Source organism: Xanthomonas translucens pv. cerealis (assembly GCF_006838285.1).
In the GTDB taxonomy this organism is placed as follows: domain Bacteria; phylum Pseudomonadota; class Gammaproteobacteria; order Xanthomonadales; family Xanthomonadaceae; genus Xanthomonas_A; species Xanthomonas_A cerealis.
Genome location: NZ_CP038228.1, coordinates 2,512,951 through 2,537,571 on the forward strand (window position 1 = coordinate 2,512,951; position 24,621 = coordinate 2,537,571).

The 24,621-nt window shown below is 68.6% G+C and carries 23 protein-coding genes; 20 read left to right on the forward strand and 3 right to left on the reverse strand.

Features of this window, described 5'->3' with window-relative positions; genetic code table 11:
• The first annotated feature begins 291 nt into the window (after window positions 1-291).
• Window positions 292-2,169 carry a DUF885 domain-containing protein gene (locus E4A48_RS10965; protein WP_142742408.1) on the forward strand — a complete coding sequence of 626 codons (1,878 nt, stop codon included), beginning with the start codon at window positions 292-294 and terminating at the stop codon, window positions 2,167-2,169.
• A gap of 104 nt (window positions 2,170-2,273) precedes the next feature.
• Here the strand turns inward: E4A48_RS10965 and mmuM are convergent, their stop codons facing one another.
• Window positions 2,274-3,227 carry a homocysteine S-methyltransferase gene (mmuM, locus tag E4A48_RS10970; RefSeq protein WP_039009167.1) on the reverse strand — a complete coding sequence of 318 codons (954 nt, stop codon included), beginning with the start codon at window positions 3,225-3,227 and terminating at the stop codon, window positions 2,274-2,276.
• Window positions 3,228-3,438: 211 nt separating this feature from the next.
• On the opposite strand from mmuM, the gene E4A48_RS10975 reads away from it, so the two are divergent.
• From E4A48_RS10975 to E4A48_RS11065, 19 genes are all read left to right on the forward strand, one after another.
• Window positions 3,439-3,804, forward strand: coding sequence for a VOC family protein (locus tag E4A48_RS10975; RefSeq protein WP_039006951.1), 366 nt, complete (start codon window positions 3,439-3,441; stop codon window positions 3,802-3,804).
• A gap of 2 nt (window positions 3,805-3,806) precedes the next feature.
• Window positions 3,807-4,196, forward strand: coding sequence for a VOC family protein (locus E4A48_RS10980; RefSeq protein WP_200886363.1), 390 nt, complete (start codon window positions 3,807-3,809; stop codon window positions 4,194-4,196).
• A gap of 143 nt (window positions 4,197-4,339) precedes the next feature.
• On the forward strand, window positions 4,340-5,233 hold the full coding sequence (locus tag E4A48_RS10985) for an ABC transporter ATP-binding protein (RefSeq protein ID WP_039006952.1): 894 nt from the start codon (window positions 4,340-4,342) through the stop codon (window positions 5,231-5,233).
• Window positions 5,234-5,246: 13 nt separating this feature from the next.
• Complete coding sequence (locus E4A48_RS10990) at window positions 5,247-8,852, forward strand: ABC transporter permease/M1 family aminopeptidase (protein WP_142742409.1); 3,606 nt, start codon at window positions 5,247-5,249, stop codon at window positions 8,850-8,852.
• Between the two features lie 145 nt (window positions 8,853-8,997).
• Window positions 8,998-9,450 carry a DUF2147 domain-containing protein gene (locus E4A48_RS10995; protein WP_039006955.1) on the forward strand — a complete coding sequence of 151 codons (453 nt, stop codon included), beginning with the start codon at window positions 8,998-9,000 and terminating at the stop codon, window positions 9,448-9,450.
• A 183-nt stretch (window positions 9,451-9,633) separates the two neighbouring features.
• Window positions 9,634-11,706 carry a methionine--tRNA ligase gene (gene metG, locus E4A48_RS11000; RefSeq protein ID WP_142742410.1) on the forward strand — a complete coding sequence of 691 codons (2,073 nt, stop codon included), beginning with the start codon at window positions 9,634-9,636 and terminating at the stop codon, window positions 11,704-11,706.
• A gap of 90 nt (window positions 11,707-11,796) precedes the next feature.
• Entirely contained in the window at window positions 11,797-12,387 is a 591-nt protein-coding gene (locus E4A48_RS11005; RefSeq protein WP_142742411.1) for an HAD family hydrolase, read from the forward strand.
• 43 nt (window positions 12,388-12,430) lie between these two features.
• The gene (gene rnfB / locus E4A48_RS11010) at window positions 12,431-12,847 is read left to right on the forward strand and encodes an Rnf electron transport complex subunit RnfB (RefSeq protein WP_039009171.1); all 417 of its coding nucleotides are present in this window, start codon (window positions 12,431-12,433) and stop codon (window positions 12,845-12,847) included.
• Window positions 12,848-12,947: 100 nt separating this feature from the next.
• Window positions 12,948-13,736 (forward strand): hypothetical protein, encoded by a 789-nt coding sequence (locus E4A48_RS11015; protein WP_039006960.1) that lies wholly within the window; start codon window positions 12,948-12,950, stop codon window positions 13,734-13,736.
• Window positions 13,737-13,824: 88 nt separating this feature from the next.
• Window positions 13,825-14,196 (forward strand): hypothetical protein, encoded by a 372-nt coding sequence (locus E4A48_RS11020; protein WP_053841803.1) that lies wholly within the window; start codon window positions 13,825-13,827, stop codon window positions 14,194-14,196.
• Window positions 14,197-14,254: 58 nt separating this feature from the next.
• Window positions 14,255-14,812: a sigma-70 family RNA polymerase sigma factor gene (locus tag E4A48_RS11025; RefSeq protein WP_039006963.1), complete on the forward strand. Its 558-nt coding sequence runs from the start codon at window positions 14,255-14,257 to the stop codon at window positions 14,810-14,812.
• Entirely contained in the window at window positions 14,809-15,591 is a 783-nt protein-coding gene (locus E4A48_RS11030; protein ID WP_039006965.1) for an anti-sigma factor, read from the forward strand. The genes E4A48_RS11025 and E4A48_RS11030 overlap by 4 nt, the downstream gene beginning before the upstream one ends.
• A gap of 664 nt (window positions 15,592-16,255) precedes the next feature.
• A complete protein-coding gene (locus tag E4A48_RS11035; protein WP_176717154.1) occupies window positions 16,256-17,239 on the forward strand; it encodes an acyl-CoA desaturase in 984 nt (327 codons plus the stop codon).
• Window positions 17,236-18,486: an NAD(P)/FAD-dependent oxidoreductase gene (locus E4A48_RS11040; RefSeq protein ID WP_039006967.1), complete on the forward strand. Its 1,251-nt coding sequence runs from the start codon at window positions 17,236-17,238 to the stop codon at window positions 18,484-18,486. Before E4A48_RS11035 ends, E4A48_RS11040 begins: the two co-directional genes overlap by 4 nt.
• Window positions 18,483-19,346: a DUF1365 domain-containing protein gene (locus tag E4A48_RS11045; protein WP_039006970.1), complete on the forward strand. Its 864-nt coding sequence runs from the start codon at window positions 18,483-18,485 to the stop codon at window positions 19,344-19,346. The genes E4A48_RS11040 and E4A48_RS11045 overlap by 4 nt, the downstream gene beginning before the upstream one ends.
• On the forward strand, window positions 19,343-20,668 hold the full coding sequence (locus E4A48_RS11050) for an SAM-dependent methyltransferase (RefSeq protein ID WP_058196304.1): 1,326 nt from the start codon (window positions 19,343-19,345) through the stop codon (window positions 20,666-20,668). Before E4A48_RS11045 ends, E4A48_RS11050 begins: the two co-directional genes overlap by 4 nt.
• Window positions 20,665-21,216, forward strand: coding sequence for a DUF2878 domain-containing protein (locus E4A48_RS11055; RefSeq protein WP_039006975.1), 552 nt, complete (start codon window positions 20,665-20,667; stop codon window positions 21,214-21,216). Before E4A48_RS11050 ends, E4A48_RS11055 begins: the two co-directional genes overlap by 4 nt.
• On the forward strand, window positions 21,213-21,995 hold the full coding sequence (locus E4A48_RS11060; protein WP_142742412.1) for a DUF1295 domain-containing protein: 783 nt from the start codon (window positions 21,213-21,215) through the stop codon (window positions 21,993-21,995). The genes E4A48_RS11055 and E4A48_RS11060 overlap by 4 nt, the downstream gene beginning before the upstream one ends.
• 55 nt (window positions 21,996-22,050) lie before the next feature.
• Window positions 22,051-23,094, forward strand: a complete 1,044-nt coding sequence (locus tag E4A48_RS11065; protein ID WP_260607935.1) for an SAM-dependent methyltransferase — start codon at window positions 22,051-22,053, stop codon at window positions 23,092-23,094.
• A gap of 381 nt (window positions 23,095-23,475) precedes the next feature.
• Here the strand turns inward: E4A48_RS11065 and E4A48_RS11075 are convergent, their stop codons facing one another.
• Complete coding sequence (locus tag E4A48_RS11075; RefSeq protein WP_142742414.1) at window positions 23,476-23,820, reverse strand: RidA family protein; 345 nt, start codon at window positions 23,818-23,820, stop codon at window positions 23,476-23,478.
• Window positions 23,817-24,503 carry a DUF998 domain-containing protein gene (locus E4A48_RS11080; protein WP_039006984.1) on the reverse strand — a complete coding sequence of 229 codons (687 nt, stop codon included), beginning with the start codon at window positions 24,501-24,503 and terminating at the stop codon, window positions 23,817-23,819. The genes E4A48_RS11075 and E4A48_RS11080 overlap by 4 nt, the downstream gene beginning before the upstream one ends.
• Window positions 24,504-24,621: the final 118 nt, after the last annotated feature.

A 24,621-nucleotide genomic window follows, 5' to 3' on the forward strand; every position in this document is an offset into this window, starting at 1 on the left:
GTGCGCGCCGCTGCCGCGCCGGCGCAGCAGCGGCTGGATCTGCGCATGTCGGCGCGTCCGCTGTCCGCGCCAGCGACATCGCTGCGGCGGCGGTGCGGCCGCCGAGGCAGCGCCCGCGCAGTTGCCGCAGAGCACCACCCAGCCTGGCCCGCGCCCTGCCGCACGCTTGCCGCAGCGGCGGCGGCCGCCATCGGCCGCACCGTCTTTTGGCTGACCGCCGGTGCGACGGTGGGTGGCCTCCACGATGCGGATCGGGCAAGCTCGCGTGCTTGCTTGTCGTTGGAGCCCGTAATGCCGCCCAGCTTTCCCCGCCTGTTGTCGCTCGCCATCGCCGCCGTGCTGAGCCTGTCGCTGGCCGCACCGGCGGATGCGGCCAAGAAGAAGACCGCCAGGCAGCAGACCGCGCAGACCCGCGCCAAGGCCAGCAAGGCCAGGCAGGCACGGGAGGCGCCGGCGCCGGTGGTGCTGAGCAAGGCGCAGCAACTCAACCGCCTGTACGACGACTACTGGGAAGCGTCGCTGAAGCTCAATCCGCTGCAGGCCACGTTCCAGGGCGACAGCCGCTACAACGACCAGTTGCCGAACTTCCTGTCGGCCGCGTTCCGCCAGCAGTCGCACGATTTCACCGTGCTGTGGCTGGGCAAGGCCGAGGCGATCGGCAAGGACGGGCTGAGCGGGCAGGACCTGCTCAGCTACGAGATCTTCGTCAGCGATGCGCGCACTGCGCTGGAAGCAGAGAAATACCCGAGCTGGATGCAGCCGGTGAACCAGTTCTACAACATCGGCAGCATCATGGTGATGCTCGGTTCGGGTACTGGCGCGCAGCCGTTCCACACCGCCAAGGACTACGACAACTGGTCGCGGCGCGCGTCGGGCATCCCCGCCCTGTTCGACCAGGCCATCGCCAACATGCGCGAAGGCATGAAGGCCGGCGTGGTGCAGCCGCGCGCGCTGATGGAAAAGGTGCTGCCGCAGCTGGACGCGATCATCAAGCCCACCGCCGAGGAAAGCCTGTTCTGGGGGCCGGTGCGCAACCTGCCAGCGGACATGCCGGCGGCCGACAAACAGCGCATCAGCGCCGACTACAAGCGCCTGATCGAATACCGGATCATGCCGGCCTACCGCGCGCTGCGCGGTTTCATCGCCTCCGAATACCTGCCGGCCACGCGCAGCACCGCCGGCGTCGGCGCGCTGCCCGGCGGCGCGGACTGGTACGCGTACAACGTGCGCCAGAGCACCACCACCGACCTGAGCCCGGCGCAGATCCACCAGATCGGCCTGGACGAGGTCGCGCGCATTCAGGCGCAGATTCAGGTGGTGATGAAGCAGGTGAAGTTCCGCGGCTCGATGCCGAAGTTCTTCAAGTTCATGCAGACCGACAAGCGCTTCAATTTCAAGAGCGAAGACGAGCTGCTGAGCTATTACCGCGGCCTGGAGTCGCGGGTAGATGCGGCGGTGCCGCGCCTGTTCGCGCTGAAGCCGAAGGCCGCGTTCGAGATCCGTCCGGTGGAGCCGTACCGCGCGCAAACGGCGGCCGGCGGCTCGTACATGCGGCCCAGCGAGGACGGCGCGCGCCCGGGCATCTTCTACGTCAACACCTACGACCTGCCCAGCCGCAAGACCTGGGATGCGGAAGACCTGTATCTGCACGAGGCCATCCCCGGCCATCACTTCCAGCTCGGCCTGCAGCAGGAACTGAGCAACCTGCCCAAGTTCCGCCGCTTCGGCGGCGAGACCGCCTACATCGAAGGCTGGGGCCTGTACACCGAGTCGCTGGGCAAGGAACTGGGCCTGTACCAGGATCCCTACAACTACTTCGGCTACCTGCAGAACGAGTTGTGGCGCGCGATCCGCCTGGTGGTGGACACCGGCCTGCACAGCAAGGGCTGGAGCCGCGAGCAGGCGATCGACTACATGCTCGAGAACTCGGCCACCAGCCGCACCGACGCCGAAGCGGAAACCGAGCGCTACATGGCCATCCCCGGCCAGGCGCTGTCCTACAAGATCGGCGAGATGAAGATCCTGCAGCTGCGCGACTACGCACGCACCCAGCTCGGCGCCAAGTTCGACATCCGCCAATTCCACGCCGAGATCCTGAAGGACGGCTCGGTGCCGCTGGACGTGCTGCAGGAGAAGATCGAACGCTGGGTGGCGAGCAAGAAGGGCTGAGCGGGGCGGCGCAGCAGCTGCAGGAGGGGCTTCACGGCGCGGCGGGACAGCCTGCATTGCCCCTGCAGAGCCGACGTCGGCACAGCGACGACGCACTCGCCGGATCAAGCATCCTGCAACGCATTCGCGCGCAACCGCTGCGCCAGCTGCGCGATATCGCGCGGTGTAGTGCGGCAGCAGCCGCCGATCAGGCGGGCGCCGGCAGCGCGCCAGGCATCGACACGACCGGCCAAGCCGCAGGCATCGGCGCCGGCGCCATCCCAGTGCTTGCCAGCGGCGTCGTAACGCTCGCCGGAGTTCGGATACACCACCAGCGGCAACCGGGTCAGCGTCGCCAGATGCTGCAACGCTGCGCTGCCCAGTTCCGGCGCGATGCAGTTGACGCCGAGCGCGACAACCTGAGGATGGCCGTCGAGCAGCGCCACCACCTCGCGCAATGGCGTGCCGTCGCTGAGGTGCATGGCATCGCGCAGGGTGAACGAAAACCATGCCGTGCTCTGCGGAAATTCCTGCAGCAACGCCAGCAGCGCGACGATCTCCGCCGCCGACGGCAGCGTCTCGCAGGCAAGCAGGTCCACGCCCGCTTCGACCAGCGCAGCGATGCGCGGACGGTGGAAATCCAGCATCGCCGCCTGCGGCAGCGCGTAGTCGCCGCGGTATTCCGAGCCGTCGGACAGATAGGCGCCATAAGGCCCCACCGAGCCGGCGACCAGCAACGCGCCGGCATCCGCATGCGCGGCCCGATAGGCATCGCGCGCCTGCAGCGCGAGTTGCGCGCTGCGTGCGATCAGTTGCCGCGACTGCGCCAGATCGATGCCGCGCGCAGCGAACCCCTGCGGCGTAGCCTGATAGCTGGCAGTGATCGCGCATTGCGCGCCGGCCTCGAAATAGTCCAGGTGCACCTGGCGGATCAGCTGCGGCTGCTCGATCAGCACCTTGGCCGACCACAGCGCATCGCCGAGGTCGCAGCCATGCGCTTCAAGCTCGGTGGCCATCGCACCGTCGAGGACGATGCAGCGGCCGTCGGCCAACAACGCGGTCAAGGGATTATGCGGCATGGTCGCGGCCTCGGAGGCGAAACGGGATGCCGCCATTGTGTCAGCATCAACCACAGCAAGCGACAACGCAGACACACGGACACACGGACACACGGACAGCGTGCGGCCTCGCAGCCATACCGACAGCCGCCATGCCGGGCGCAACGTGGCCGGAAGCCGTACGCTATGCTCCGCGCATGGCTCGCCCCTTTCTTCAGCTCCGGAGCAGCGCATGACCTTCACCGCGTTGACGCCGATGCTGCGCAGCACCGATCTTGCAGCGGCGCTGGCGTTCTACACAGACACGCTGGATTTCCGCATCGAGGGCGGCGGCGTGGACGCCGGCTGGGCATCGCTGCGGCACGGCCCGCTGGCGCTGATGCTGGCCGCGCAGCAAGCGCCTGCCAGTGCCGCGGTTTCCGGCTTTTCCGGCTCGCTGTACTTCCGCACCGACGCGGTGGACGCCTGGTGGCAGCGGCTGCAGCCACACGCGCGCATCGTCTATCCGCTCGAGGACTTCGCCTACGGCATGCGCGAATTCGCGATCCACGATCCGGACCGCCACTTGCTGCAGTTCGGCCAGGCGCTGTGCCGATGAGTCTGACCCTGCGCGGCGTGCACCACGTGGCGATCATCGCCTCCGACTATGCACGCTCGAAGCAGTTCTACTGCCGCATCCTCGGCCTGCCCGCGATCGCCGAGGTCTACCGCGACACGCGCGACTCCTGGAAGCTGGATCTGGCCCTGCCCGACGGCACCCAGATCGAACTGTTCTCCTTCCCCGCGCCGCCGCCGCGGCCCAGCCGCCCGGAAGCCTGCGGCCTGCGCCATCTGGCGTTGCGCGTGGACGACCTGGACACCGCCGTCGCCCACCTGCAGGCGCACGGCGTGGTCACCGAACCGATCCGCATCGACGAATACACCGGGCGCCGCTTCACTTTCTTCGCCGACCCGGACGCGCTGCCGCTGGAACTGTACGAAACCGGCTGAGCGGCGCCCTGCCTGGGCCGTCCGGTGCCGTTGCACATCCGCACTCAACTGCACACAGCTTCGCCGATGGCAATGACTTCCGGCGCATGCGGCAATGCACGATCGCCGCAACAATCGGATATCGACCAGGGGAAAGGTACGCCATGCTGCAGATCCGCGAGCTGTCCAAGACCTACGCCAACGGCGTCCATGCGCTCAAGGGCGTCACCCTGGATATCCCGCGCGGCATGTTCGGCCTGCTCGGCCCCAACGGCGCCGGCAAGTCCTCGTTGATGCGCACCCTGGCCACGCTGCAGGAAGCCGATTCCGGCAGTGCCACGCTCACCGCCGCCGACGGCCAGACGATCGATGTGCTGCGCGACAAGGACGCGCTGCGGCGCAAACTCGGCTACCTGCCGCAGGATTTCGGGGTCTACCCGAAGGTCAGCGCGCTGGACCTGCTCGACCATTTCGCGGTGCTGAAAGGGCTCACCGAGCGCCGCCAGCGCAAGCAGCTGGTCGAGAGCCTGCTGCAGCAGGTCAACCTGTGGGACGCGCGCAAGCGCAAGCTGGGCACTTATTCCGGCGGCATGCGCCAGCGCTTCGGCATCGCCCAGGCGCTGCTCGGCAATCCGCAGCTGGTCATCGTCGACGAACCCACCGCCGGCCTGGATCCGGAGGAACGCAACCGCTTCCTCAACCTGCTGGCCGAGATCGGCGAGAACGTGGTGGTGATCCTGTCCACCCACATCGTCGAGGACGTCACCGACCTGTGCCCGGCGATGGCGATCATGAACAAGGGCCAGGTCCTGCTGACCGGCCGCCCCGCCGACGCGATCGCCACGCTGAGCCAGCAGGTCTGGCGCAAGCAGGTAGCCAAGAGCGCGTTGGCGGAATACGAAGCGCGCTTCACCGTGCTGTCCACCCGGCTGGTAGCCGGTAGCCCGGTGATCCATGTGTTCAGCGCCGAGTGCCCGGAAGCCGGCTTCGAAGCGGTCTCGCCCGACCTCGAGGACGTATATTTCCAACGCTTGCGCCAGCAGGCGCGGGCCGCCTGACGGAGCGCCGAGTATGATCCTGGCTTTCCTGCGCTTCGAGCTGCGCGAACAGCTGCGTTCGCCGCTGTTGTGGCTGTTGGCCGCGCTGCTCGCCCTGCTCGCCTTCGGCGCCAGTTCCAGCGACGCGGTGCAGATCGGCGGCGGCATCGGCAACGTCCACCGCAACGCGCCCTCGGTCGTCGCCACACTGATGACCGCCTTCACCCTGGTCGGTTTGCTGGTGGCCACGCTGTTCGTCAGCAATGCGCTGCTGCGCGACTTCGAGCTGGGCACCGCCGAACTGGTGTTCTCCAGCCCGGTACGGCGCCGCGACTATCTGCTCGGACGCATCGGCGCGGCCTTGCTGGCCTGCATGGTGATGTACCTGATCGTCGCGTTCGGCATCTTCATCGCCCAGTTCATGCCATGGATCGACCCGGTCCGGCTGGGGCCGGTGGCCGTCTCGTCCTACCTGTGGACGCTGGCGGTGATGGTGCTGCCGAACGTGCTGTTCGCCACCGCGCTGCTGTCGCTGCTGGCGGTGACCGCGCGCAACATCCTGTGGGTGTATGTCGGCGTCATCGTGTTCCTGGTGCTGTACGGGGTCAGCCGCGCGGTGCTGGCTGACCTGGACGACGTCTGGGCCGCCACCCTGTCCGACCCGCTCGGCATCCGCGCGCTGGCGCAGACGCTGCGGTACTGGTCGGCGGAAGAACGCAACCACAACCTGCCCGAACTCGGCGGCTACCTGCTGGCCAACCGTGCGCTGTGGCTGGGCGTGTCGGTGCTGCTGTTCGCGGCGACCTTCGCCCTGTTCCGCACCGAACGCAGCGGCACCCGCCGCCGTTTCGGCCGCAAGCCACCGACGCCGACCATCGCAGTACCCGTGGCCGCAGCCGCGATCGCTGCGCGCGCCGTACGACTGCCGGCAGTCGTCCCGTTCGCGCAGCACGGCGCCGGCTGGCGGCAACTGCTGCGGCAGGTGCGCTTCGACAGCCTGGGCGTGTTCCGCAGCGCGCCGTTCGTGGTCGTACTGCTGCTCGGCATCGCCAACTTCGTGCCGCAGGCCTTGTTCGGCGACACCTACTACGGCACCGACATCTGGCCGGTGACCTCGGTGATGCTGCAGGGGCTGCAGAACAGCTACAGCTTCCTGCTTGTGATCATCGTGCTGTTCTATGCCGGCGAGCTGGTGTGGAAGGAACGCGGCGTGCGCATCGACGGCATCACCGATGCGATGCCGGTGCCGAACTGGGTGCCGCTGCTGGGCAAGCTGTTGACGTTGATCGCCGTGATCGCCGCGTTCCAGGCGGCCGGCGCGCTGGCCTCGGTCGCGGTGCAGCTGGGCAAGGGGTATACCCAGCTCGAACCGCTGCTGTACGTGAAGACGCTGGCGCTGGGTTCGGTGTTCTATGTGCTGATGGGCGGCATGGCGCTGGTGCTGCAGGTGCTGAGCAACAACAAGTTCTTCGGCTATGCGCTGCTGATCCTGCTGCTGATCGGGCAGGTGGCGCTGTCGATGCTCGACTACACGCAGAGCCTGTACAACTTCGGCAGTTGGCCGAATGCGCCGTATTCGGACATGAACGGCTTCGGCCACTTCCTGCCGGGGCAGCTGTGGCTGCAGGGCTACTGGGGCCTGTTCCTGCTGACCCTGCTGTTGCTGGCGGCGGCGTTCTGGCCGCGCGGCGTCGGCAGCGGACCGCGCCAGCGGCTGCGGCTGGCGCGGCAGCGCCTGCGCGGCAGTGCAGGGGTAGCGACCGTGCTGTCGCTGCTGGCGTTCGCCGCGGTCGGCGGCTGGATCTATTGGAACAGCAATATCTACAACACGTTCCGCTCGCCCGACCAGGAGCTGGACCTGCAGGCCCGCTACGAGCGCGACTACCGCAAGTACAAGGACCTGCCGCAACCGCGCATCGTCGCCGTGTCCAACCAGGTGGATCTGCACCCGGAAACCCAGTCGGTCGTGGTGGATGCCACATGGACCGTGCGCAATACCTACGCCACGCCGATCGGCGAGGTGCACCTGGGCATGAACGGCGAGGACGGCGACAACACCCTGGTCGCGGTGGACCTGGGCGGGCAGACCCTGGTCAAGCACGACAAGGCGCTGGGCTACCGTATCTACCGGCTGACCACGCCGCTGCAGCCCGGCGCGCAACGCACGTTCCGCTTCCGTGTCGATCGCCATCCGCACGGTCTCACCGTGGGCCAGGCGCAGAGCGAGATCGTCGGCAACGGCAGCTTCTTCAACAGCGGCATGCTGCCCTGGTTCGGCTACAACGCGCAGCAGCAGATCGAGGACCGTAACGAGCGCCGCAAGCGCGGACTCGGCGAACCCACGCGCATGCCCAAGCTGGAAGACCAAGCCGCGCGAGCCAACACCTATATCAGCGACGATGCCGACTGGATCGATTTCGCCACCACCATCTGCACCGCACCGGACCAGATCGCGCTGGCGCCTGGCTATCTGCAGAAAGAATTCAGCCGCCAGGGCCGGCGCTGCTTCAGTTACGCGATGGACCGGCCGATGCTGAATTTCTACGCCTATCTGTCGGCGCGCTGGCAGGTGAAGAAGGCGCGCTACAAGGACATCCCGATCCAGGTCTACCACGACGCCAAGCATCCGTACAACGTGCAGCGGATGATCGAGAGCGTGCAGAAGTCGCTGGCCTACTACGAGCAGCACTTCTCCCCGTACCAGCATCACCAGGTGCGCATCATCGAGTTCCCCGGCTACCAGAGCTTCGCCCAGTCCTTCGCCAACACCATCCCGTACTCGGAGTCGATCGGCTTCATCGCCGACCTGCGCGACCCGGACGATATCGACTACGTGTTCTACGTCACCGCGCACGAAGTGGCGCATCAGTGGTGGGCGCACCAGGTGATCGGCGCCAACGTGCAGGGCGCCACGATGCTGTCCGAATCGCTGGCGCAGTACTCGGCGCTGATGGTGATGGAGCAGGAGTACGGCCGCGCGCGCATGCGTCGCTTCCTGAAGTACGAACTGGACCGCTACCTGAGCGGGCGCGGCGGCGAAAGCCTCGAGGAGCTGCCGCTGTACCGCGTGGAGAACCAGCAGTACATCCACTACCGCAAGGGCTCGCTGGTGTTCTACCGGCTGCGCGAGGAGATCGGCGAGCAGGCGCTGAACCGCGCGCTGCACACGTTCCTGCTGGCCAAGGCCTTCCAGCAGCCGCCCTACACCACCTCGGCCGAGCTGCTGCAGTTCATCCGTGCCGAGGCACGCCCCGAGCAGCAAGCGCTGATCACCGACCTGTTCGAGAAGATCACCTTCTACGACAACCGGGTGCAAGCGGCGAGCGCGCGCAAGCGTGCCGATGGCCGCTACGACGTGACCCTGCAGTTGCACGCGGCCAAGCACTATGTGGACGGCAAGGGCAAGGAGCGCGACGGCGCGCTGGACGACTGGATCGAGGTCGGCGTGTTCGCCAAGGGAGCGTCGGGCAAGGAACGCGACGAGAAGGTGCTGTATCTGCAGCGCCTGCACGTGACCACCGCCGCGCCGACCATCACCGTGACCGTGGAGCGCTTGCCCAGCGAAGCCGGCTTCGATCCATACAACAAGCTGATCGACCGGGTCTCGGACGACAACCGCAAGCAGGTGACGTTGCAGTGACGGGTGCCGCCGCTTCGGCGGCGACGGGTGCGCCGCGCTGAACCGCCTGCGGCCGGCGATTCCCAGCACCATACGCCTAGGTATACAGTCGGTCCCAGGCCGGCATCGCGCCGACCGCTTCGCACACACCCTGGGAGGGGACACCATGCGCACCATCTTCAAGACCCTGATGCTGGCCCTGCCGCTGAGCCTGGCCGCATTCGTCGCACAGGCCGCCGACACCTCGCCGGTCGGCCGCTGGCAGACCATCGACGACGAGACCGGCAAGCCCAAGTCGATCGTGCAGATCGAGCAGGCTGGCAACGGCACGCTGAGCGGCAAGGTCGTCGAGATATTGCAGTCCAACCATGGCCCGAACCCGCTGTGCGACAAGTGCGACGGCGCGCAGAAGGGCAAGCCGATCAAAGGCATGACCATCCTATGGGGGCTGAGGCCGGACGGCACCGCGGTGTGGAGCGGCGGTTCGGTGCTGGATCCGGCCAAGGGCAAGACCTACAAGGCCAAGATCACCCTCAGCGACGGCGGCAAGAAACTGCAGATGCGCGGCTACATCGGCATCGAGGCGCTGGGGCGGACGCAGATCTGGATCAGGGAATAAGAGCCGGGACCAGGGACCAGGGACCCGTAAAAAAGCAGGGCGCTTGAGGCGTCCTGGTTTTTTTGCGCTTCGCAACAACATCACAGCCCTGCACCGAATTCCCCTGGCCCCTGGTCCCTGGTCCCCGGTCCCCGCTCCACGACTAATGCGATAATCGCGATCCCCCACGGATCGCCGTTCGCCATGACCCGCACCGCTCTCGTCACCACCGCCCTGCCTTATGCCAACGGCCCGCTGCACCTGGGCCATCTGGTCGGCTATATCCAGGCCGATATCTGGGTGCGCGCGCGGCGGCTGCGCGGCGACCGCACCTGGTTCGTCTGCGCCGACGACACCCACGGCACGCCGATCATGCTCGCCGCGGAGAAGGCAGGGGTCACCCCGGAGAACTTCATCGCCAACATCCAGGCCAGCCACGAGCGCGATTTCGCCGCGTTCGGCGTGGCCTTCGACCATTACGACTCGACCAACTCCGCCGCCAACCGCGCGCTGACCGAGGCGTTCTACGCCAGGCTCGAGGCCGGTGGGCACATCGCGCGGCGCTCGGTGGCGCAGTTCTACGATCCGGCCAAGGGCATGTTCCTGCCCGATCGCTACATCAAGGGTATCTGCCCGAACTGCGGCAGCGCCGACCAGTACGGCGACAACTGCGAGGTCTGCGGCGCCACCTACGCGCCGACCGAGCTGAAGGAGCCGAAATCGGTGATCTCCGGCACCACTCCGGAACTGCGCGACTCGGAACACTTCTTCTTCGAGGTCGGCCGCTTCGACGGCTTCCTGCGGCAGTGGCTGGCCGGCGATGTGGCCCTGCCCGGGGTCAAGGCCAAGCTGATGGAGTGGCTGGACAGCGAGGGCGGGCTGCGCGCCTGGGACATCTCGCGCGACGCGCCGTACTTCGGCTTCGAGATTCCCGGCCAGCCGGGCAAGTATTTCTACGTGTGGCTGGACGCGCCGATCGGCTACCTGAGCAGTTTCCAGAACCTGTGCGCGCGCCAGGGCGAAGCGTTCGAACCACACCTGGCGGCCGGCACCGCCACCGAACTGCACCATTTCATCGGCAAGGACATCGTCAACTTCCACGGCCTGTTCTGGCCGGCGGTGCTGCACGGCACCGGTCACCGCGCGCCGACCCGGCTGCACGTCAACGGCTACCTGATGGTGGACGGCGCCAAGATGTCCAAGTCGCGCGGCACCTTCGTGATGGCGCGCACCTACCTGGACGTGGGCCTGGAGCCGGAAGCGCTGCGCTACTACTTCGCCGCCAAGTCGTCCGGCGGGGTCGACGATCTCGATCTGAACCTCGGCGACTTCGTGGCGCGGGTCAACGCCGACCTGGTCGGCAAGTTCGTCAACCTGGCCAGCCGCTGCGCCGGCTTCATCGACAAGCGCTTCGGCGGCAAGCTGGCCGACGCGCTGCCGGACCCGGCGCAGTACGCGCGCTTCGTCGCCGCGCTGGCGCAGATCCGCGACGCCTACGAGCGCAACGACGCGGCCAGCGCGATCCGCCAGACCATGGCCCTGGCCGACGAGGCCAACAAGTACATCGACGCGCACAAACCGTGGGTGATCGCCAAGCAGGACGGCGCCGACGTGCAGCTGCAGGCGGTCTGCACGCAGGGCCTGAACCTGTTCCGGGTGCTGGCCGGCGCGCTGAAGCCGGTGCTGCCGCGCACCAGCGCCGAGGCCGAAGCCTTCCTGTCCGCGCCGCTCGCCGCCTGGGACGAGCTCGACGCGCCGCTGCTGGCGCACGTCATCCAGCCCTACGCCCCGCTGTTCACCCGAATCGACCCCAAACTGATCGACGCCATGACCGACGCCTCCAAGGACACCCTCGCCCCCGCCCCGACCGCGCCGATGCCTACAGCGAAACCCGCGCCCTCCGCTCCTGCTTCTGCCGGTCCCGGTTCCCCGGCCCCCGGTCCCGCCACCATCGGCATCGACGATTTCGCCAGGCTCGACCTGCGCATCGGCAAGGTGCTGGTGTGCGAATGCGTCGAGGGTTCGGACAAGCTGCTGCGCTTCGAACTGGACGCCGGCGCACTGGGCAAGCGGCAGATCTTCTCCGGCATCCGCGGCAGCTACGCCGAGCCGGAAACACTGGTCGGCCGCAGCGTGGTATTCATCGCCAACCTGGCCCCGCGCAAGATGCGCTTCGGCCTCAGCGAAGGCATGATCCTGTCGGCCGGCTTCGACGGCGGCGCGCTGGCGCTGCTCGACGCCGACAGCGGCGCGCAGCCAGGCATGCCGGTGCGTTGAGGGCTGGGAATGGAGATTCGGGAATCGCAGAGCGCCTGCAACTGCGATGAACCCGCTTTGCCCATTCCCGTTTCTCCATTCCACATTCCCATGCATCTGGCCCTGTTCGACTTCGACCACACCATCACCACTACCGATACCTATGCGCGGTTCCTGCGCCGCGTCGCCACGCCGCAGCAGCTGGCAAGGGCGAAATGGTCGGTCGGGCCGTGGTTGGCCGGCTACCGGCTGGGCCTGGTGTCGGCGCAGGCGATCCGCAGACGGGCCACGCGGATGGTGTTCGCCGGCCGGGACGCAGGAGAGATCGCCGCGCACGCTCAGACTTATTCGCATGAGGCCCTTCCGTCGCTGCTGCGCGCGGAGATGATGCAGCGCATCGCCTGGCATCAGGCGCAGGGCGACCGCGTGGTGCTGGTGTCCGGATCGCTGGACCTGTACCTGCAACCATGGTGCGAACAGCATGGCCTGGCGCTGATCTGCAACCGCCTGGAAGCGCGCGACGGCGGGCTGACCGGCCGCTATGCCGATGGCGATTGCGGGCCGCACAAAGCGCGCCTGATCCGCGCGCGCTACGATGTGGCCGCCTATGGGCGCGTCTACGCCTACGGCGACAGCCGCGAAGACCGGCCGATGCTGGCGCTGGCCCACGAGCGCTGGTACGGCGGCCGCCGCGTCACATGATCCTGGTATTGCCGCGCGCCGCACCCGGCGCGCCGAATCGGCCATGAAGCCCACCCACGACAACCTGCTCGAACGCCTCGACCGCCTGCTGCCGCAGACCCAATGCGGCCAGTGCGGCTTCGACGGCTGCCGCCCGTACGCCGAAGCGATGGCGCGCGGCACGGCACAGGTGGACCGCTGTCCGCCCGGAGGCGACGCAGGCGCGCGCGCACTGGCGCACGTGCTCGGCACGCGGCCGCTGCCCTACGACCGCAGCCGCGGCACGCACGCGCCGGCGCGGGTGGCGTTTGTGATCGAGGCCGACTGCATCGGCTGCACCAAGTGCATCCAGGCCTGCCCGGTCGATGCCATCGTCGGCGGCGCCAAGTACATGCACACGGTGCTGGCGCCGCTGTGCACCGGCTGCGAGCTGTGCGTGCCGGCCTGCCCGGTGGATTGCATCGAGCTGCGTCCGGTCTAGGGCGTGATGGCAGGCCCCAGGCCGGGCGCGGCGGCAGGCGCATCCGAATCGGCGCCCGCCGCGTATCGCTAGCTGTCAACGTCCTGCGGAAACGCTGCGCATGCCCACGCCGATCGCCCCTGCCCCGCTCGCCCGCGCGCGCCTGCCGCTGGCTGCCACCCTATGCATCGCCGTGCTCGGCGCGGCCGCCCCGGCGCAGGCCATGCTGCACTACGACGGCCTGGCCTATGCGCCGGATGGCCAGCAACTGCTGTACCGCGAGAGCCACTGGCTGCGCAACGACGGCGCGCGGCTGGTGCTGTACCGCTGCGCCGACGGCACGCCGTTCGCGCGCAAGCGCATCGCCGACGGCAGTATCGCCCCGGATTTCGAACTGGTCGATGCGCGCAGCGGCTACCGCGAAGGCGTGCGCCATGCCGGCAAAGGCCGGGTCATGTTCAGCCAGCGCGACAGCCAGCCGGAACGCAGCGCGCCGTTGCCGGCGACGGCGGCGCCGCAGGTGATCGATGCCGGGTTCGACGCCTATCTGCGCCTGCACTGGGACGCGTTGGGCCAGGGCACGCCGCAGCGCGTGGCGTTCGTGCTGCCCAGTGCGTTGCGCACGCTGGATTTCCAGATCAAGCCCGCGGCGGCGGACGCCGGCGTCCAGCGCTACACGCTGTCGGTGGACGCCTGGTACGGCGGCGTGCTGCCGAACATCGCCGTGGCCTATACGCGCAGCGATCGTCGCCTGCTCGAATTCCGCGGCATCGGCAATGTCCGCGACGCGCGCGGCCGCTATGCGCAGGTGCGCATCGAATTCCCCGAGCGCCTGCGTGGCCAGGCCGACGACGACGCCTGGAACCAGGCGTTGCAGCAACCGCTGGTCGCGCAATGCGCCGCGCGCTGACCCGCGCCGAGCGCGCGTTCACGCCGGCCTCCGGTACTGACGCTACAAGCATGCAACGGCATCGCCCCTCCCACGACAAGGAACATCCATGGCCAAGGCCTACCTGTGGTTCAACGCCGCGCTGTACGCGGTCCTGGCGATCTGGTGCACGCTGCTGCCGGCGCCGACCGCCGCTGCAGTCGGCTACATCGGCCTGGACCGCTCCGGCCAGTCCGAGTACCTGGTCATCTATGGCGGCCTGCAACTGGGGATGGCATTCCTGTTCGGTTATTTCGCGCGTAGCGGGCAGATCCGCACCGGACTGCTGCTGGCGCTGGCCTTCTACGTGCCGATCGTGCTCTACCGCAGCGCCAGCCTGCTGCGGCTGTGGCCGGTCGGGCCGACCACTACCGGCCTGGCCGGCTTCGAAATCCTGCTGCTGCTCGCCGCGCTCGCACTGTGGCGCGGCCAGCGCCGTTGAGCGACGCGCGCGGCGAAAGCCTGTAGCATCGCCGCGACCTTCGCCACCGTTGCCCGGCATGACCGAGACGCCCGATCACGACGAAGCAGGACACTTGCTGGTCGCCACTGCGGCCGGCGACAGCGCCGCATTCGAACGCCTGTACCGCAGCACCGCGCCGCGACTGTTCGGCGTGTGTCTGCGCATCGTGCCGCAGCGCGGCGAAGCCGAGGACGTGCTGCAGGAGGTATTCACCTCCGTCTGGCGCAAGGCCGCGCAGTTCGATCCGCAGCGCGCGCGCGGCCTGACCTGGCTGACCATGATCGCCCGCAACAAGGCCATCGATCATCTGCGCGCGCGTGCATCGGCGCGGCAATCGGTGGCGCTGGACGACGCCGGCGAACTGCACGAAGAGGGCCGCGATCCGATGGCCGAGACCGAATGGCGCCTCGCCGGGCGGCGCCTGGACGTGTGCATGGGCGAGCTGGAGCCGCCGCGCGGCGAGCTGATCCGCACCGCGTTCTTCGAAGGCATCACCTACGAGGAACTGGCCCACCGCAGCGGAACGCCGCTGGGCACGGTCAAGAGCTGGATCCGCCGCGGCCTGGCCAAGCTGAAGGCGTGCCTGGAACGATGAACGCATCCGTGCCCGATCTGCAGGAAACCCCGCCGCCGCGCGACGTGCTGGCAGGCGAATACGTGCTTGGCGTGCTCGATGCAAGCGAACGCCGCGCCGCCGAACAGCGCATCGACGCCGACGCCGAGTTCGCCGCAGCGGTGACGCAATGGCAGCAGCACCTGATGCCGTTGGCCGACGAGATCGCGCCGGTCGCGGTGCCGGAACGTGTGTGGGTGCGTATCCGCGCATCGCTCGGTCTGGATGCGCCGGCGCCGCGTGCGCCGACGGCCTCGCCTGGCTTCTGGGAAAGCGTGCGTACCTGGCGCTGGCTGAGCGCCGGCGGCTTCGCCACCGCGGCGGCCTGCATGCTCACGCTGATGGTCGCGCGTCAGCCGCTACCGCCGCAAACGCCCACGCCGCCAGTTCCGACAGCGCCAGCCGACAGCGGCATCGCGATGACCTCGACGCTGATGCAGGATGACGGCAAGCCCGGCTACGTGGTGCTGATGGACGCCGACAAGCAGCGCATCACCCTGACCCCGCTGGCCGGCAGCCGCGACGCCGCGCGCGTGCCGGAGCTGTGGCTGATCCCGGCCGACGGCAAGGCGCGCTCGATGGGCGTGTTCGACGACGCGAAGGCGCGCGCGGCGCGCATTCCCGACGCGCTGATGCCGTTGCTCAGCGACGGCGCCTTGCTGGCGGTGACGATGGAACCGCCCGGCGGCGCGCCCGGCGGCGTCGCCACCGGCCCGATCGTGGCCAAGGGCGGCATCAGCACGCTGCGCCTGGCGCCGTAGGCAACATCCCACAACGCGCACTGCATGCCTTCTCCCTCCGGGGAAGGTGCCCCGCAGGGGCGGATGACGGTACGAGCGAAGCCTCGTAAATTCCGGTACGCCAAGCTTGCCGTGCCGACGTACCCTTACCCCACCCCCTCTCCCGGTGGGAGCGGGGCTATTGCGACCTCGGCACTTTCAGCACGATGTTGTAGACAATGCACCGCAGCCCAGACTGCACCTCCCTTCTCCCACCGGAAGAAGGTGCCCCGCAGGGGCGGATGAGGGTACGGACGAAGCTTCGCAAATCCAGGTACGCCAAGCTGACCGCACCGACGCACCCTTACCCCAACCCCTCTCTCCCACAGGGACTTCCTTCGGTCGTAGATGGGAGAGGGACTCATGGTGACGCCAAACTTCTCGTGCTGTGCGTGGCAACCAACAACAACGCGGCCCCACACATTCACCCGGCCACCACTCGCGCGCAGGCAGCATCGCCGCAGCCGTCGCACATGCGCCGGGTAGCCGATCCTCCGACGCTTCCGACCTGCGTGGACGCTGCCTCCAGCGGCGACCGCGATGCGCTCCACGGCGCTACATGCCGTGCCAGCGACGCCGCGGCGCGAGTGCATCCGTCTTCCGGCTTTGTCCGTATCGGTATCCGAATCCCCTACGAGATGCGCTTGTGCCGAGCCCCGTTCCGGACCATCCCCGCGCCCCTGCCGCAGCACCCGCACCGCAGCGCGGCCGCGTGGCGCGCACGCTGCGGCGCTGGTTCGACACAGGTGCGGAAATCGAACTGGACGGCGCCCGCGCCGACCGCATCGACTGGCTGCGCGCTGCGCCCTATTTCGGCCTGCACCTGGCCTGTCTGGGCGTGTTCTGGGTCGGCGCATCGTGGTTCGCGGTGGGCATGGCGGTGGCGATGTATGCGGTGCGCATGTTCGCCCTCACCGGTTTCTACCATCGCTACTTTGCCCACCGCGCGTTCAAAACCTCGCGCGTGGTGCAGTTCCTGTTCGCCGCGCTCGGCGCCACCAGCGTACAGCGCGGCCCACTGTGGTGGGCCGCACACCATCGCAATCACCATCGTCACACCGATACCCCGGCCGATCCGCATTCGCCGCGCCAGCATGGTTTCTGGTGGAGCCATAGCGGCTGGTTCCTGACCCCGCGCGGCTTCCGCACCGACTGGGAAGCGATCCCGGATCTGCGCCGCTTCCCGGAACTGCGCTTCCTCGACCGCTTCGATCTGCTGCTGCCGGTGCTGCTGGCGGTAGCGTTGTTCCTGCTCGGCGGCTGGCTGCAACGCCAGCATCCGCAGTTCGGCACCGACGGGCCGCAATTGTTGGTGTGGGGCTTCTTCGTCTCCACCGTGGCGCTGTTCCATGCCACCTTCACCATCAATTCGCTGGCGCACCGTTTCGGCAGCCGCCGTTTCGACACCCGCGACGACAGCCGCAACAACCCCTGGCTGGCGCTGCTGACCTTCGGCGAGGGCTGGCACAACAACCACCACTTCTTCCCGGGTGCGGCGCGCCAAGGCTTCCGCTGGTGGGAAATCGACCTGACCTGGTATGGCCTGAAGGCGCTGTCGTGGACCGGCCTGATCCGCCAACTGCGGCCGCTGCCGGCGGAGCTGGTGCGGGCGCAGGCGCGCGCACGATGAGCCGCATTGCGGTAGTGGGCTCGGGCATCGCCGGGCTGGGGTCGGCATGGCTGCTGTCGCAACAGCATGAGGTCACCCTGTACGAGGCCGCCAATTATCTAGGCGGACACACCCATACCCATGCGATCGAACTGGACGGCGCGCAGTACGCGGTGGACAGCGGCTTCATTGTGTTCAACCCGCAACACTACCCGCTGCTGAGCAAACTGTTCGCGCAACTCGGCGTGGCCGCGCAGCCGACCACGATGAGTTTTTCGGTGCACGAGGCGCGCAGCGGGCTGGAATACAACGCCGGCAGCCTCGGCGGGCTGTTCTGCCAGCCCGGCAATCTGGCCAGCCCGCGCTTCTGGCGCATGCTGTGCGATCTGCGCCGCTTCTACCGGCAGGCGCCGCAGGTGCTGGCCGATGAGGCGCAGGCGCAACTGACGCTGGGCGAATTCCTGCAGCGGCACCGCTATTCGCAGGTATTCCGCGACGCCCATATGGTGCCGATGGCGTCGGCGCTGTGGTCCTCGCCGTCGCAGCAGATCATGCAATTTCCGATGCGCCAGCTGATCGGCTTCATGGCCAATCACCACATGCTGCAGGTCAGCGGTCGGCCGCAGTGGCAGGTGGTCGCGGGCGGCTCCAACCGCTATGTGCACGCGCTGCGCAACCGCTGGCAAGTACACGAGCGCATCGGCACGCCAGTACGTTCGGTGCAGCGGCTGTCGCAGGGCGTATCGCTGCTGACCGATGCCGACGCCCAGCACTACGACCAGGTGGTGCTGGCGTGCCACGCCGACGACGCCTTGCGCCTGCTCAACGACGCCAGCCCCGCCGAGCGCGAGATCCTCGGCGCGATCGCCTACCAGGACAACGACACCGTACTGCACACCGATGCGCGCGTGCTGCCGCGCAATCGCCGCGCCTGGGCCGCCTGGAACGCGCACGTGCCGGCCGATCCGGATGCGCCGTGCACGGTCAGCTACTGGATGAACGCGCTGCAATCGATCGCCTCGCCGAAGCCGTTCATCGTCAGCCTCAACCGCGGCGACGCCATCGATCCGGCCAAGGTGCTGCGGCGCATGCGCTACCGGCATCCGCTGCAGACCCATGCCTCGCTGGCGGCGCAGGCGCGCAAGGGCGAGATCCAGGGCCAGCGCGGCACCTGGTTCGCCGGCGCCGGCTGGGGCTTCGGCTTCCACGAAGACGGCCTGCGCAGCGCGGTCGACGTCGCCGCCGGGCTCGGGGTACCCTGGCCATGAATCTGCTGCGCAACGCTACCGTGTCCGCCCCGCCGGCTGGCGCCGTCTCGACAACGCCGGCGGCGGCGGGCACGACCACGCCGGGACTGCACAGCGCGCTGTACAGCGGCTGGATCCGGCACCGCCGCTACGCGCCCAAGGCGCTGGCGTTCCGCTATCCGATCTTCCTGATGTACCTGGATCTGGCCGAACTCGAGCAGGTGTTCGCGCGGCGCTGGTGGTGGTCGGTCGGCCGCCGCAACCTGGCCGAATTCCGCCGCAGCGACTACCTGGGCGATCCGGCACAAGCGCTGGATGAAGCGGTGCGCGACCGCGTGCAGCAGCACTGCGGCGAACGCCCGCTCGGCGCGGTGCGCATGCTGACCCACCTGCGCTACTTCGGACATTGCTTCAATCCGGTCACCTTCTACTATTGCCACGATGCGCAGCAGCGCCTGCACAGCATCGTCGCCGAGATCACCAATACGCCATGGCGGCAACGCCACGCCTACGTGCTGCCGGTGGCCGCCGCGCGCAGCCACGGCAGCGTGCACGCCTGGCGCTTCGACAAGCGCTTTCACGTCTCCCCGTTCATGGCGATGGCGCACGAATACGCATGGCGCTGCAGCGAACCGGGCACGCAGCTGCGCGTGCACATGGACGTGCTCGACCTGCAACCGGCGGCCAGGCGCTTCGACGCCACCCTGGTGCTGCAGCGGTGCGAGATCTGCGGCGCCAGCCTGGCGCGCGCGCTGCTGCGCTATCCAGCGATGACCCTGCAGGTCGTGGCCAAGATCCACTGGCAGGCGCTGCGCCTGTGGCTGCGCGGCAATCCGGTACACGACCACCCCGATCACTCCCTTCCGCGAGAACGCCGATGAACGCTCCGCACGCGCCCTCCTCCGCTTCCGTCGCGCTGGCCCCGGCCGCGCCGCCGCTGCGCGGCGTCGACCGCCTGCTGCGGCGGCGCCTGTTCGCCACGCTCGACGGCTTGCGCGACGGCCAGTTGCGCATCGAGGAAGCCGGCGCGATCACCACCCTGGGCAGCCCAAGCAATGCCACCCAGGCGGACAGCGCACTGCACGCGCACCTGCGCATCCACGATCCGCGCTTCTATCGCCAGGCCGCGTTGAACGGCAGCGTCGGTGTCGGCGAGGCTTACATGGACGGCCTGTGGGAATGCGACGACCTGGTCGCACTGGTGCGCCTGCTGGTGCGCAACCGCGAGCGCCTGGACGCGATGGAGACCGGCCTGGCCCGCCTCGGCGGCATGGCGATGCGCGGCCTGCACGCGCTGGCGCGCAACACCCGCGCCGGCAGCCGCCGCAACATCGCCGCGCACTACGACCTGGGCAATCCGCTGTTCGAGCTGTTCCTGGACCGCAACCTGATGTATTCCTCGGCGATCTTCCGCGACGAAGACGCCGCGCTCGGCGAGGCCGCGCTGGAACGCGCCGCCGAGCGCAAGCTGCAGCGCATCTGCGCCAAGCTCGACCTGCAGCCGCAGCACCATGTGGTCGAGATCGGCAGCGGCTGGGGCGGTTTCGCGCTGCATGCGGCCAAGCATCATGGTTGCCGCATCACCACCGTGACCATCTCGCGCGAGCAATACGACCTGGCGCGCCAGCGCGTGGATGCGGCCGGCCTGTCCGAGCGCGTCGAGGTGCTGTTGCGCGACTACCGCGACCTCGACGGCCGCTACGATCGGCTGGTCTCGATCGAGATGATCGAAGCGATCGGCCACCAATACCTGGACACTTATTTCGGCAAGATCGGCAGCTTGCTCAAGGACGACGGCCAGGCCCTGATCCAGGCCATCACCATCGAGGACCACCGCTACGCGCAGGCGCTGACATCGGTGGACTTCATCAAGCGCCACATCTTCCCCGGCAGCTTCATTCCCTCGGTCGCGGCGATGACCGGCGCGATCGCGCGCGCCAGCGATCTGCGCCTGTTCAACCTGGAAGACATCGGTCCCAGCTACGCGCTGACCCTGCGCGCCTGGCGCCAGCGCTTCATGGCCAAATTGCCGCAGGTGCGCGCGCTTGGCTACGACGAGCGCTTCATCCGCATGTGGGAGTTCTACCTGGCCTATTGCGAGGGCGGCTTCCTGGAGCGCTCGATCGGCGACGTGCACCTGTGGCTGAGCAAGCCGGGCGCGCGCCCGGCGCAGTTCGCGCCGGCGCTGGCGGGCGACGCATGAGCAACCTGGCCAACTACGTCGCGTTGCAGCTGCTGTGGCTGGCGGCAGTGATGGGCGCCGGGCATGGGCTGGCCTGGGCCGGCCCGGCGGCGCTGGCGCTGTTCGCGCTGTACCAATTGCAGCCGCGCCGCCGCGCGCGCGGCGATGCGGTGCTGATGGCGCTGGCGCTGCTGCTCGGTGCCGGCGTCGATACCGCGCTGGCCGCCGGCGGCTGGGTACGCTACGCCGCAGCGCTGCCGCCCGCGCCGTGGGCGCCGCTGTGGATCCTGGCGCTGTGGGCCGGCTTCGCGCTGACCTTCAACCATTCGCTGGCCTGGGTCATGCAACACCCGTGGCGCGCGGCGCTGTTCGGCGCGGTGTTCGGCCCGCTCGGCTATGTGCTGGCCGCGCGTGGTTGGCAGGCAGTGGCGCTGAGCGCGCCGCTGCTGCACGCGGTGCTCGCGCTGACGCTGGCCTGGGCCGCGGCGCTGGCCGTGCTGAGCCTGGCGACGCGGCGCCTGGCCGCGACGGTGCAGCCCACGCCACGCATCGGCGGCGTCGCGCCATGAACGCCTGGCCGCTGCTGCACGTGGGTGCGTTCACCGCGCTGGTCATGCTCGCCGGCTGGGCCTGGCAGCGGCGCAGCCGCAACGCCGGCGTGGTCGATGTGCTGTGGGCGGCGTGCATGGCGCTGGCCGCGCTGTACTGCGCCTGGCGCGCCGACGGCGCCGCGCTGCCGCGCGTGCTGACCGCGGCGATGGGCGGGCTGTGGGGCGCGCGCCTGGCCTGGCACCTGGGCGTGCGCGTGTTCGGCGATGCGCATGAGGACGGCCGCTACCGCGCGCTGCGCGAACACTGGCACGGCGACCAGCGCCGCTTCCTGCTGTTCTTCCTCGGCCAGGCGCTGGTGGTGGTGCTGTTCGCGCTGCCGCTGTCGATGGCCGCGCACAATCCGCTGCCGCAGTGGAGCATGTGGACCACGCTGGCGCTGGTGACCTGGCTGCTGGCGGTGGGCGGGGAAAGCCTGGCCGATCGCCAGTTGGCCGCGTTTCGTGCCGCCCCAGGCAACAAGGGCAAGACCTGCCGCCGCGGCCTGTGGCGCTACTCGCGGCATCCGAACTATTTCTTCGAATTCGTGCATTGGTTCGCCTACGTGTTCCTCGCCGTGGGCAGCGGCGCGCTCTGGGTCGGCATCGCCGCGCTGGGGCCGCTGCTGATGTTCGCGTTCCTGTACCGCGTCACCGGCATTCCCTACACCGAACAACAGGCGCTGCGCTCGCGCGGCCAGGACTACGCCGACTACCAGCGCAGCACCAGCGCCTTCTTTCCGTTGCCGCCGCGGCAATGACCCCGCTTCCAGGAGATCCGCCGATGTCAAGCGCCCTCGCCACTTCGCCCCCCCCGTGCTGCCGGCCGAACCGTTGGCCACCCGCGTGGCCGAATCCGGACTGCTGCCCGACGCGTTGCTGCGCGCGGCGATGCGCAAGCTGTGCACGCAGCGCCTGCGCGAGGAGCGCAGCGGCGGTGCCGACGCCGCCTGGGAACGCCAGCGCGTGTTCGTCGAGGCCTTGCGCGGCAGCGCCATCGCGATCGAGACCGAGGCCGCCAACCGCCAGCACTACGAACTGCCACCGCGCTTCTTCGAGCTGTGCCTGGGCAAGCGTCTGAAGTACAGCAGCTGCTACTGGGACGCCGGCACCGCCGACCTGGACGCGGCCGAGGAACGCATGCTGCACCTGTACGCCGAACGCGCGCAGCTGCGCGACCGCCAGCGCATCCTGGAACTGGGCTGCGGCTGGGGGTCGCTGACGCTGTGGATGGCCGAGCACTACCCCGGCGCGCGCATCACCGCGGTGTCCAACTCGCGGCCGCAGCGCGAGCACATCGAGGCACAGTGCCGCGCGCGCGGGCTGCGCAACGTGGAGGTCATCACCCACGACGCCAACACCCTGAGCCTGCCGCATGCGAGCTTCGACCGCGTGGTGTCGATCGAGATGTTCGAGCACATGCGCAACTACCGCGAACTGCTGGCGCGGATCGGCCAATGGCTGGTGCCGGGCGGGCGGATGTTCGTGCACATCTTCTGCCACCGCGACCTGGCCTACCCGTTCGAGGTGCAGGGCGAAGACAACTGGATGGGCCGGCACTTCTTCACCGGCGGACTGATGCCGGCCGCCGACACCTTGCTGCAGTTCCAGGACGACTTGGCGCTGGAACGGCGCTGGCTGCTGTCCGGCGAACACTACGAGAAAACCGCCAACGCCTGGCTACGCAACCAGGACCGGCATCGCACCGAACTGATGCAGGTGCTGCAGGGAACCTACGGCCGCGATGCGAAGATCTGGTGGCAGCGCTGGCGCATGTTCTGGATGGCCTGCGCCGAGCTGTTCGGCTACGAGCAGGGCCAGCAGTGGGGCGTGGCGCATTACCGGTTCGTCAGGCGCTGAGGACTCGGGACTCGGGACTCGGGACTCGGGACTCGGGACTCGGGACTCGGGACTCGGGACTCGGGACTCGGGACTCGGGACTCGGGACTCGGGACTCGGGACTCGGGACTCGGGACTCGGGACTCGGGACTCGGGACTCGGGACTCGGGACGCTGTCCCGGAATAAATCGATGTCAAGCGATTTGATGGAAAAAATGCGATTTTTTTAAAGAAAAAACGGCTTTTTTTGTGACTGCGGCGCAGCCGCTTTTCTGTGGGAGGGGCTTCAGCCCCGACGCCTTACCGGTAACGCGTCGGGGCTGAAGCCCCTCCCACAGAAAAGCGCAGAAGCTGCGAACTTGCGAAAATCCCGAGTCCCGAGTCCCGAGTCCCGGCCCCACCTCACACCGCAGCCGTGATCACGATCTCGATCTTCCACTCCGGGTTGGCCAGCTTGGCCTGCACGGTGGCACGCGCCGGGGTGCTGCCCGGGCAGACCCAGGTTTCCCAGACCTTGTTCATTTCGGCGAATTCGGCCAGGTCGGTCATGTAGATCTCCGCGCGCAGCACCTTGCTCTTGTCGGTGGCGGCGCGCGCCAGCAGTTCGTCGATCGCCGCCAGCACCTGGCGGGTCTGGCCGGCGATGTCGGCGCTGGTGTCGTCGGCGATCTGCCCGGCCAGGTAGGCCACGCCGTTGTGCACGGTCATTTCCGACATGCGCGGGCCGGTATCGAATCGCTGAATCATGAGGCGTTGTCCTGAAGAGGGGAAACCTGGGCATTGTCGCGCGATTGCGTCAAGCCTGCAGGCCGCCACAGCCGATAGGCGACCGGCAGCAGCCAGGCCAGGATCAGCACGATCGCCAGCTTCTGGGTCAGCCCGCGCGGCGGCGCGCGCCACAGCACGTGCACCCACAGCGCCACGAACGCCGCCACCGCCAGGGCCGACACCGTGCCGGCATGGCCCTGCCACGGCGCTTGCCGGCGCAGCCAGGCACTCTGCAGCAGCATCGCGCTGGTCGCGCACAGGAACGCGGTCTGCGCGAACAGCCCGTGCAACAGAGGCGCCAGCAAAGGTGCGCGCTGCGGCAGGTAGCTGTCGCCGATCGCCACCCCGCACAGGCCCAGCGCGGCGACCGCAAACAGCAGCAGCGGCGCGGCGCTGCGTGCAGGCGGCGGCGCCTGCGCATACAGGCCGGCGGCCAGCGCGACGATGGCGACCGCCAGCAGCATGTAGACAATCCGCAGCAGCAGCCCGCCGCGGCCGTGCAGGTACAGGCTCAGCGTCGCCTGCTGCCAGTGCAGGTCGGCGCGCAGCAGGTGCAGCGCCAGCGCCACGCCGAGGAACAGCAGGCACAGGGCCGTGGCAAGGGCGCCGGCGGCGCGCGGCCAACGCGGCGCTGCGCAGGCGGGGGCCAGGGGCGACGGCATGGATCGGCTCCGGGTCGTAGCGGGGAACACGATGCGCAGCGCGTATCGACGCCGGCACCCTCGGCGCACGCCGACACGGTACAGACGTGCGATTCCACTATGATGCGCGTCGCCGGTA

What these genes read in the sequence shown, in the direction of transcription:
- E4A48_RS10965 (WP_142742408.1), top strand. Translation starts at nt 292, where the DNA reads ATGCCGCCCAGCTTTCCCCGCCTGTTGTCGCTCGCCATCGCCGCCGTG.
- mmuM (WP_039009167.1), bottom strand. Translation starts at nt 3,227, where the DNA reads ATGCCGCATAATCCCTTGACCGCGTTGTTGGCCGACGGCCGCTGCATC.
- E4A48_RS10975 (WP_039006951.1), top strand. Translation starts at nt 3,439, where the DNA reads ATGACCTTCACCGCGTTGACGCCGATGCTGCGCAGCACCGATCTTGCA.
- E4A48_RS10985 (WP_039006952.1), top strand. Translation starts at nt 4,340, where the DNA reads ATGCTGCAGATCCGCGAGCTGTCCAAGACCTACGCCAACGGCGTCCAT.
- E4A48_RS10990 (WP_142742409.1), top strand. Translation starts at nt 5,247, where the DNA reads ATGATCCTGGCTTTCCTGCGCTTCGAGCTGCGCGAACAGCTGCGTTCG.
- E4A48_RS10995 (WP_039006955.1), top strand. Translation starts at nt 8,998, where the DNA reads ATGCGCACCATCTTCAAGACCCTGATGCTGGCCCTGCCGCTGAGCCTG.
- metG (WP_142742410.1), top strand. Translation starts at nt 9,634, where the DNA reads ATGACCCGCACCGCTCTCGTCACCACCGCCCTGCCTTATGCCAACGGC.
- E4A48_RS11005 (WP_142742411.1), top strand. Translation starts at nt 11,797, where the DNA reads ATGCATCTGGCCCTGTTCGACTTCGACCACACCATCACCACTACCGAT.
- rnfB (WP_039009171.1), top strand. Translation starts at nt 12,431, where the DNA reads ATGAAGCCCACCCACGACAACCTGCTCGAACGCCTCGACCGCCTGCTG.
- E4A48_RS11015 (WP_039006960.1), top strand. Translation starts at nt 12,948, where the DNA reads ATGCCCACGCCGATCGCCCCTGCCCCGCTCGCCCGCGCGCGCCTGCCG.
- E4A48_RS11020 (WP_053841803.1), top strand. Translation starts at nt 13,825, where the DNA reads ATGGCCAAGGCCTACCTGTGGTTCAACGCCGCGCTGTACGCGGTCCTG.
- E4A48_RS11025 (WP_039006963.1), top strand. Translation starts at nt 14,255, where the DNA reads ATGACCGAGACGCCCGATCACGACGAAGCAGGACACTTGCTGGTCGCC.
- E4A48_RS11030 (WP_039006965.1), top strand. Translation starts at nt 14,809, where the DNA reads ATGAACGCATCCGTGCCCGATCTGCAGGAAACCCCGCCGCCGCGCGAC.
- E4A48_RS11040 (WP_039006967.1), top strand. Translation starts at nt 17,236, where the DNA reads ATGAGCCGCATTGCGGTAGTGGGCTCGGGCATCGCCGGGCTGGGGTCG.
- E4A48_RS11045 (WP_039006970.1), top strand. Translation starts at nt 18,483, where the DNA reads ATGAATCTGCTGCGCAACGCTACCGTGTCCGCCCCGCCGGCTGGCGCC.
- E4A48_RS11050 (WP_058196304.1), top strand. Translation starts at nt 19,343, where the DNA reads ATGAACGCTCCGCACGCGCCCTCCTCCGCTTCCGTCGCGCTGGCCCCG.
- E4A48_RS11055 (WP_039006975.1), top strand. Translation starts at nt 20,665, where the DNA reads ATGAGCAACCTGGCCAACTACGTCGCGTTGCAGCTGCTGTGGCTGGCG.
- E4A48_RS11060 (WP_142742412.1), top strand. Translation starts at nt 21,213, where the DNA reads ATGAACGCCTGGCCGCTGCTGCACGTGGGTGCGTTCACCGCGCTGGTC.
- E4A48_RS11075 (WP_142742414.1), bottom strand. Translation starts at nt 23,820, where the DNA reads ATGATTCAGCGATTCGATACCGGCCCGCGCATGTCGGAAATGACCGTG.
- E4A48_RS11080 (WP_039006984.1), bottom strand. Translation starts at nt 24,503, where the DNA reads ATGCCGTCGCCCCTGGCCCCCGCCTGCGCAGCGCCGCGTTGGCCGCGC.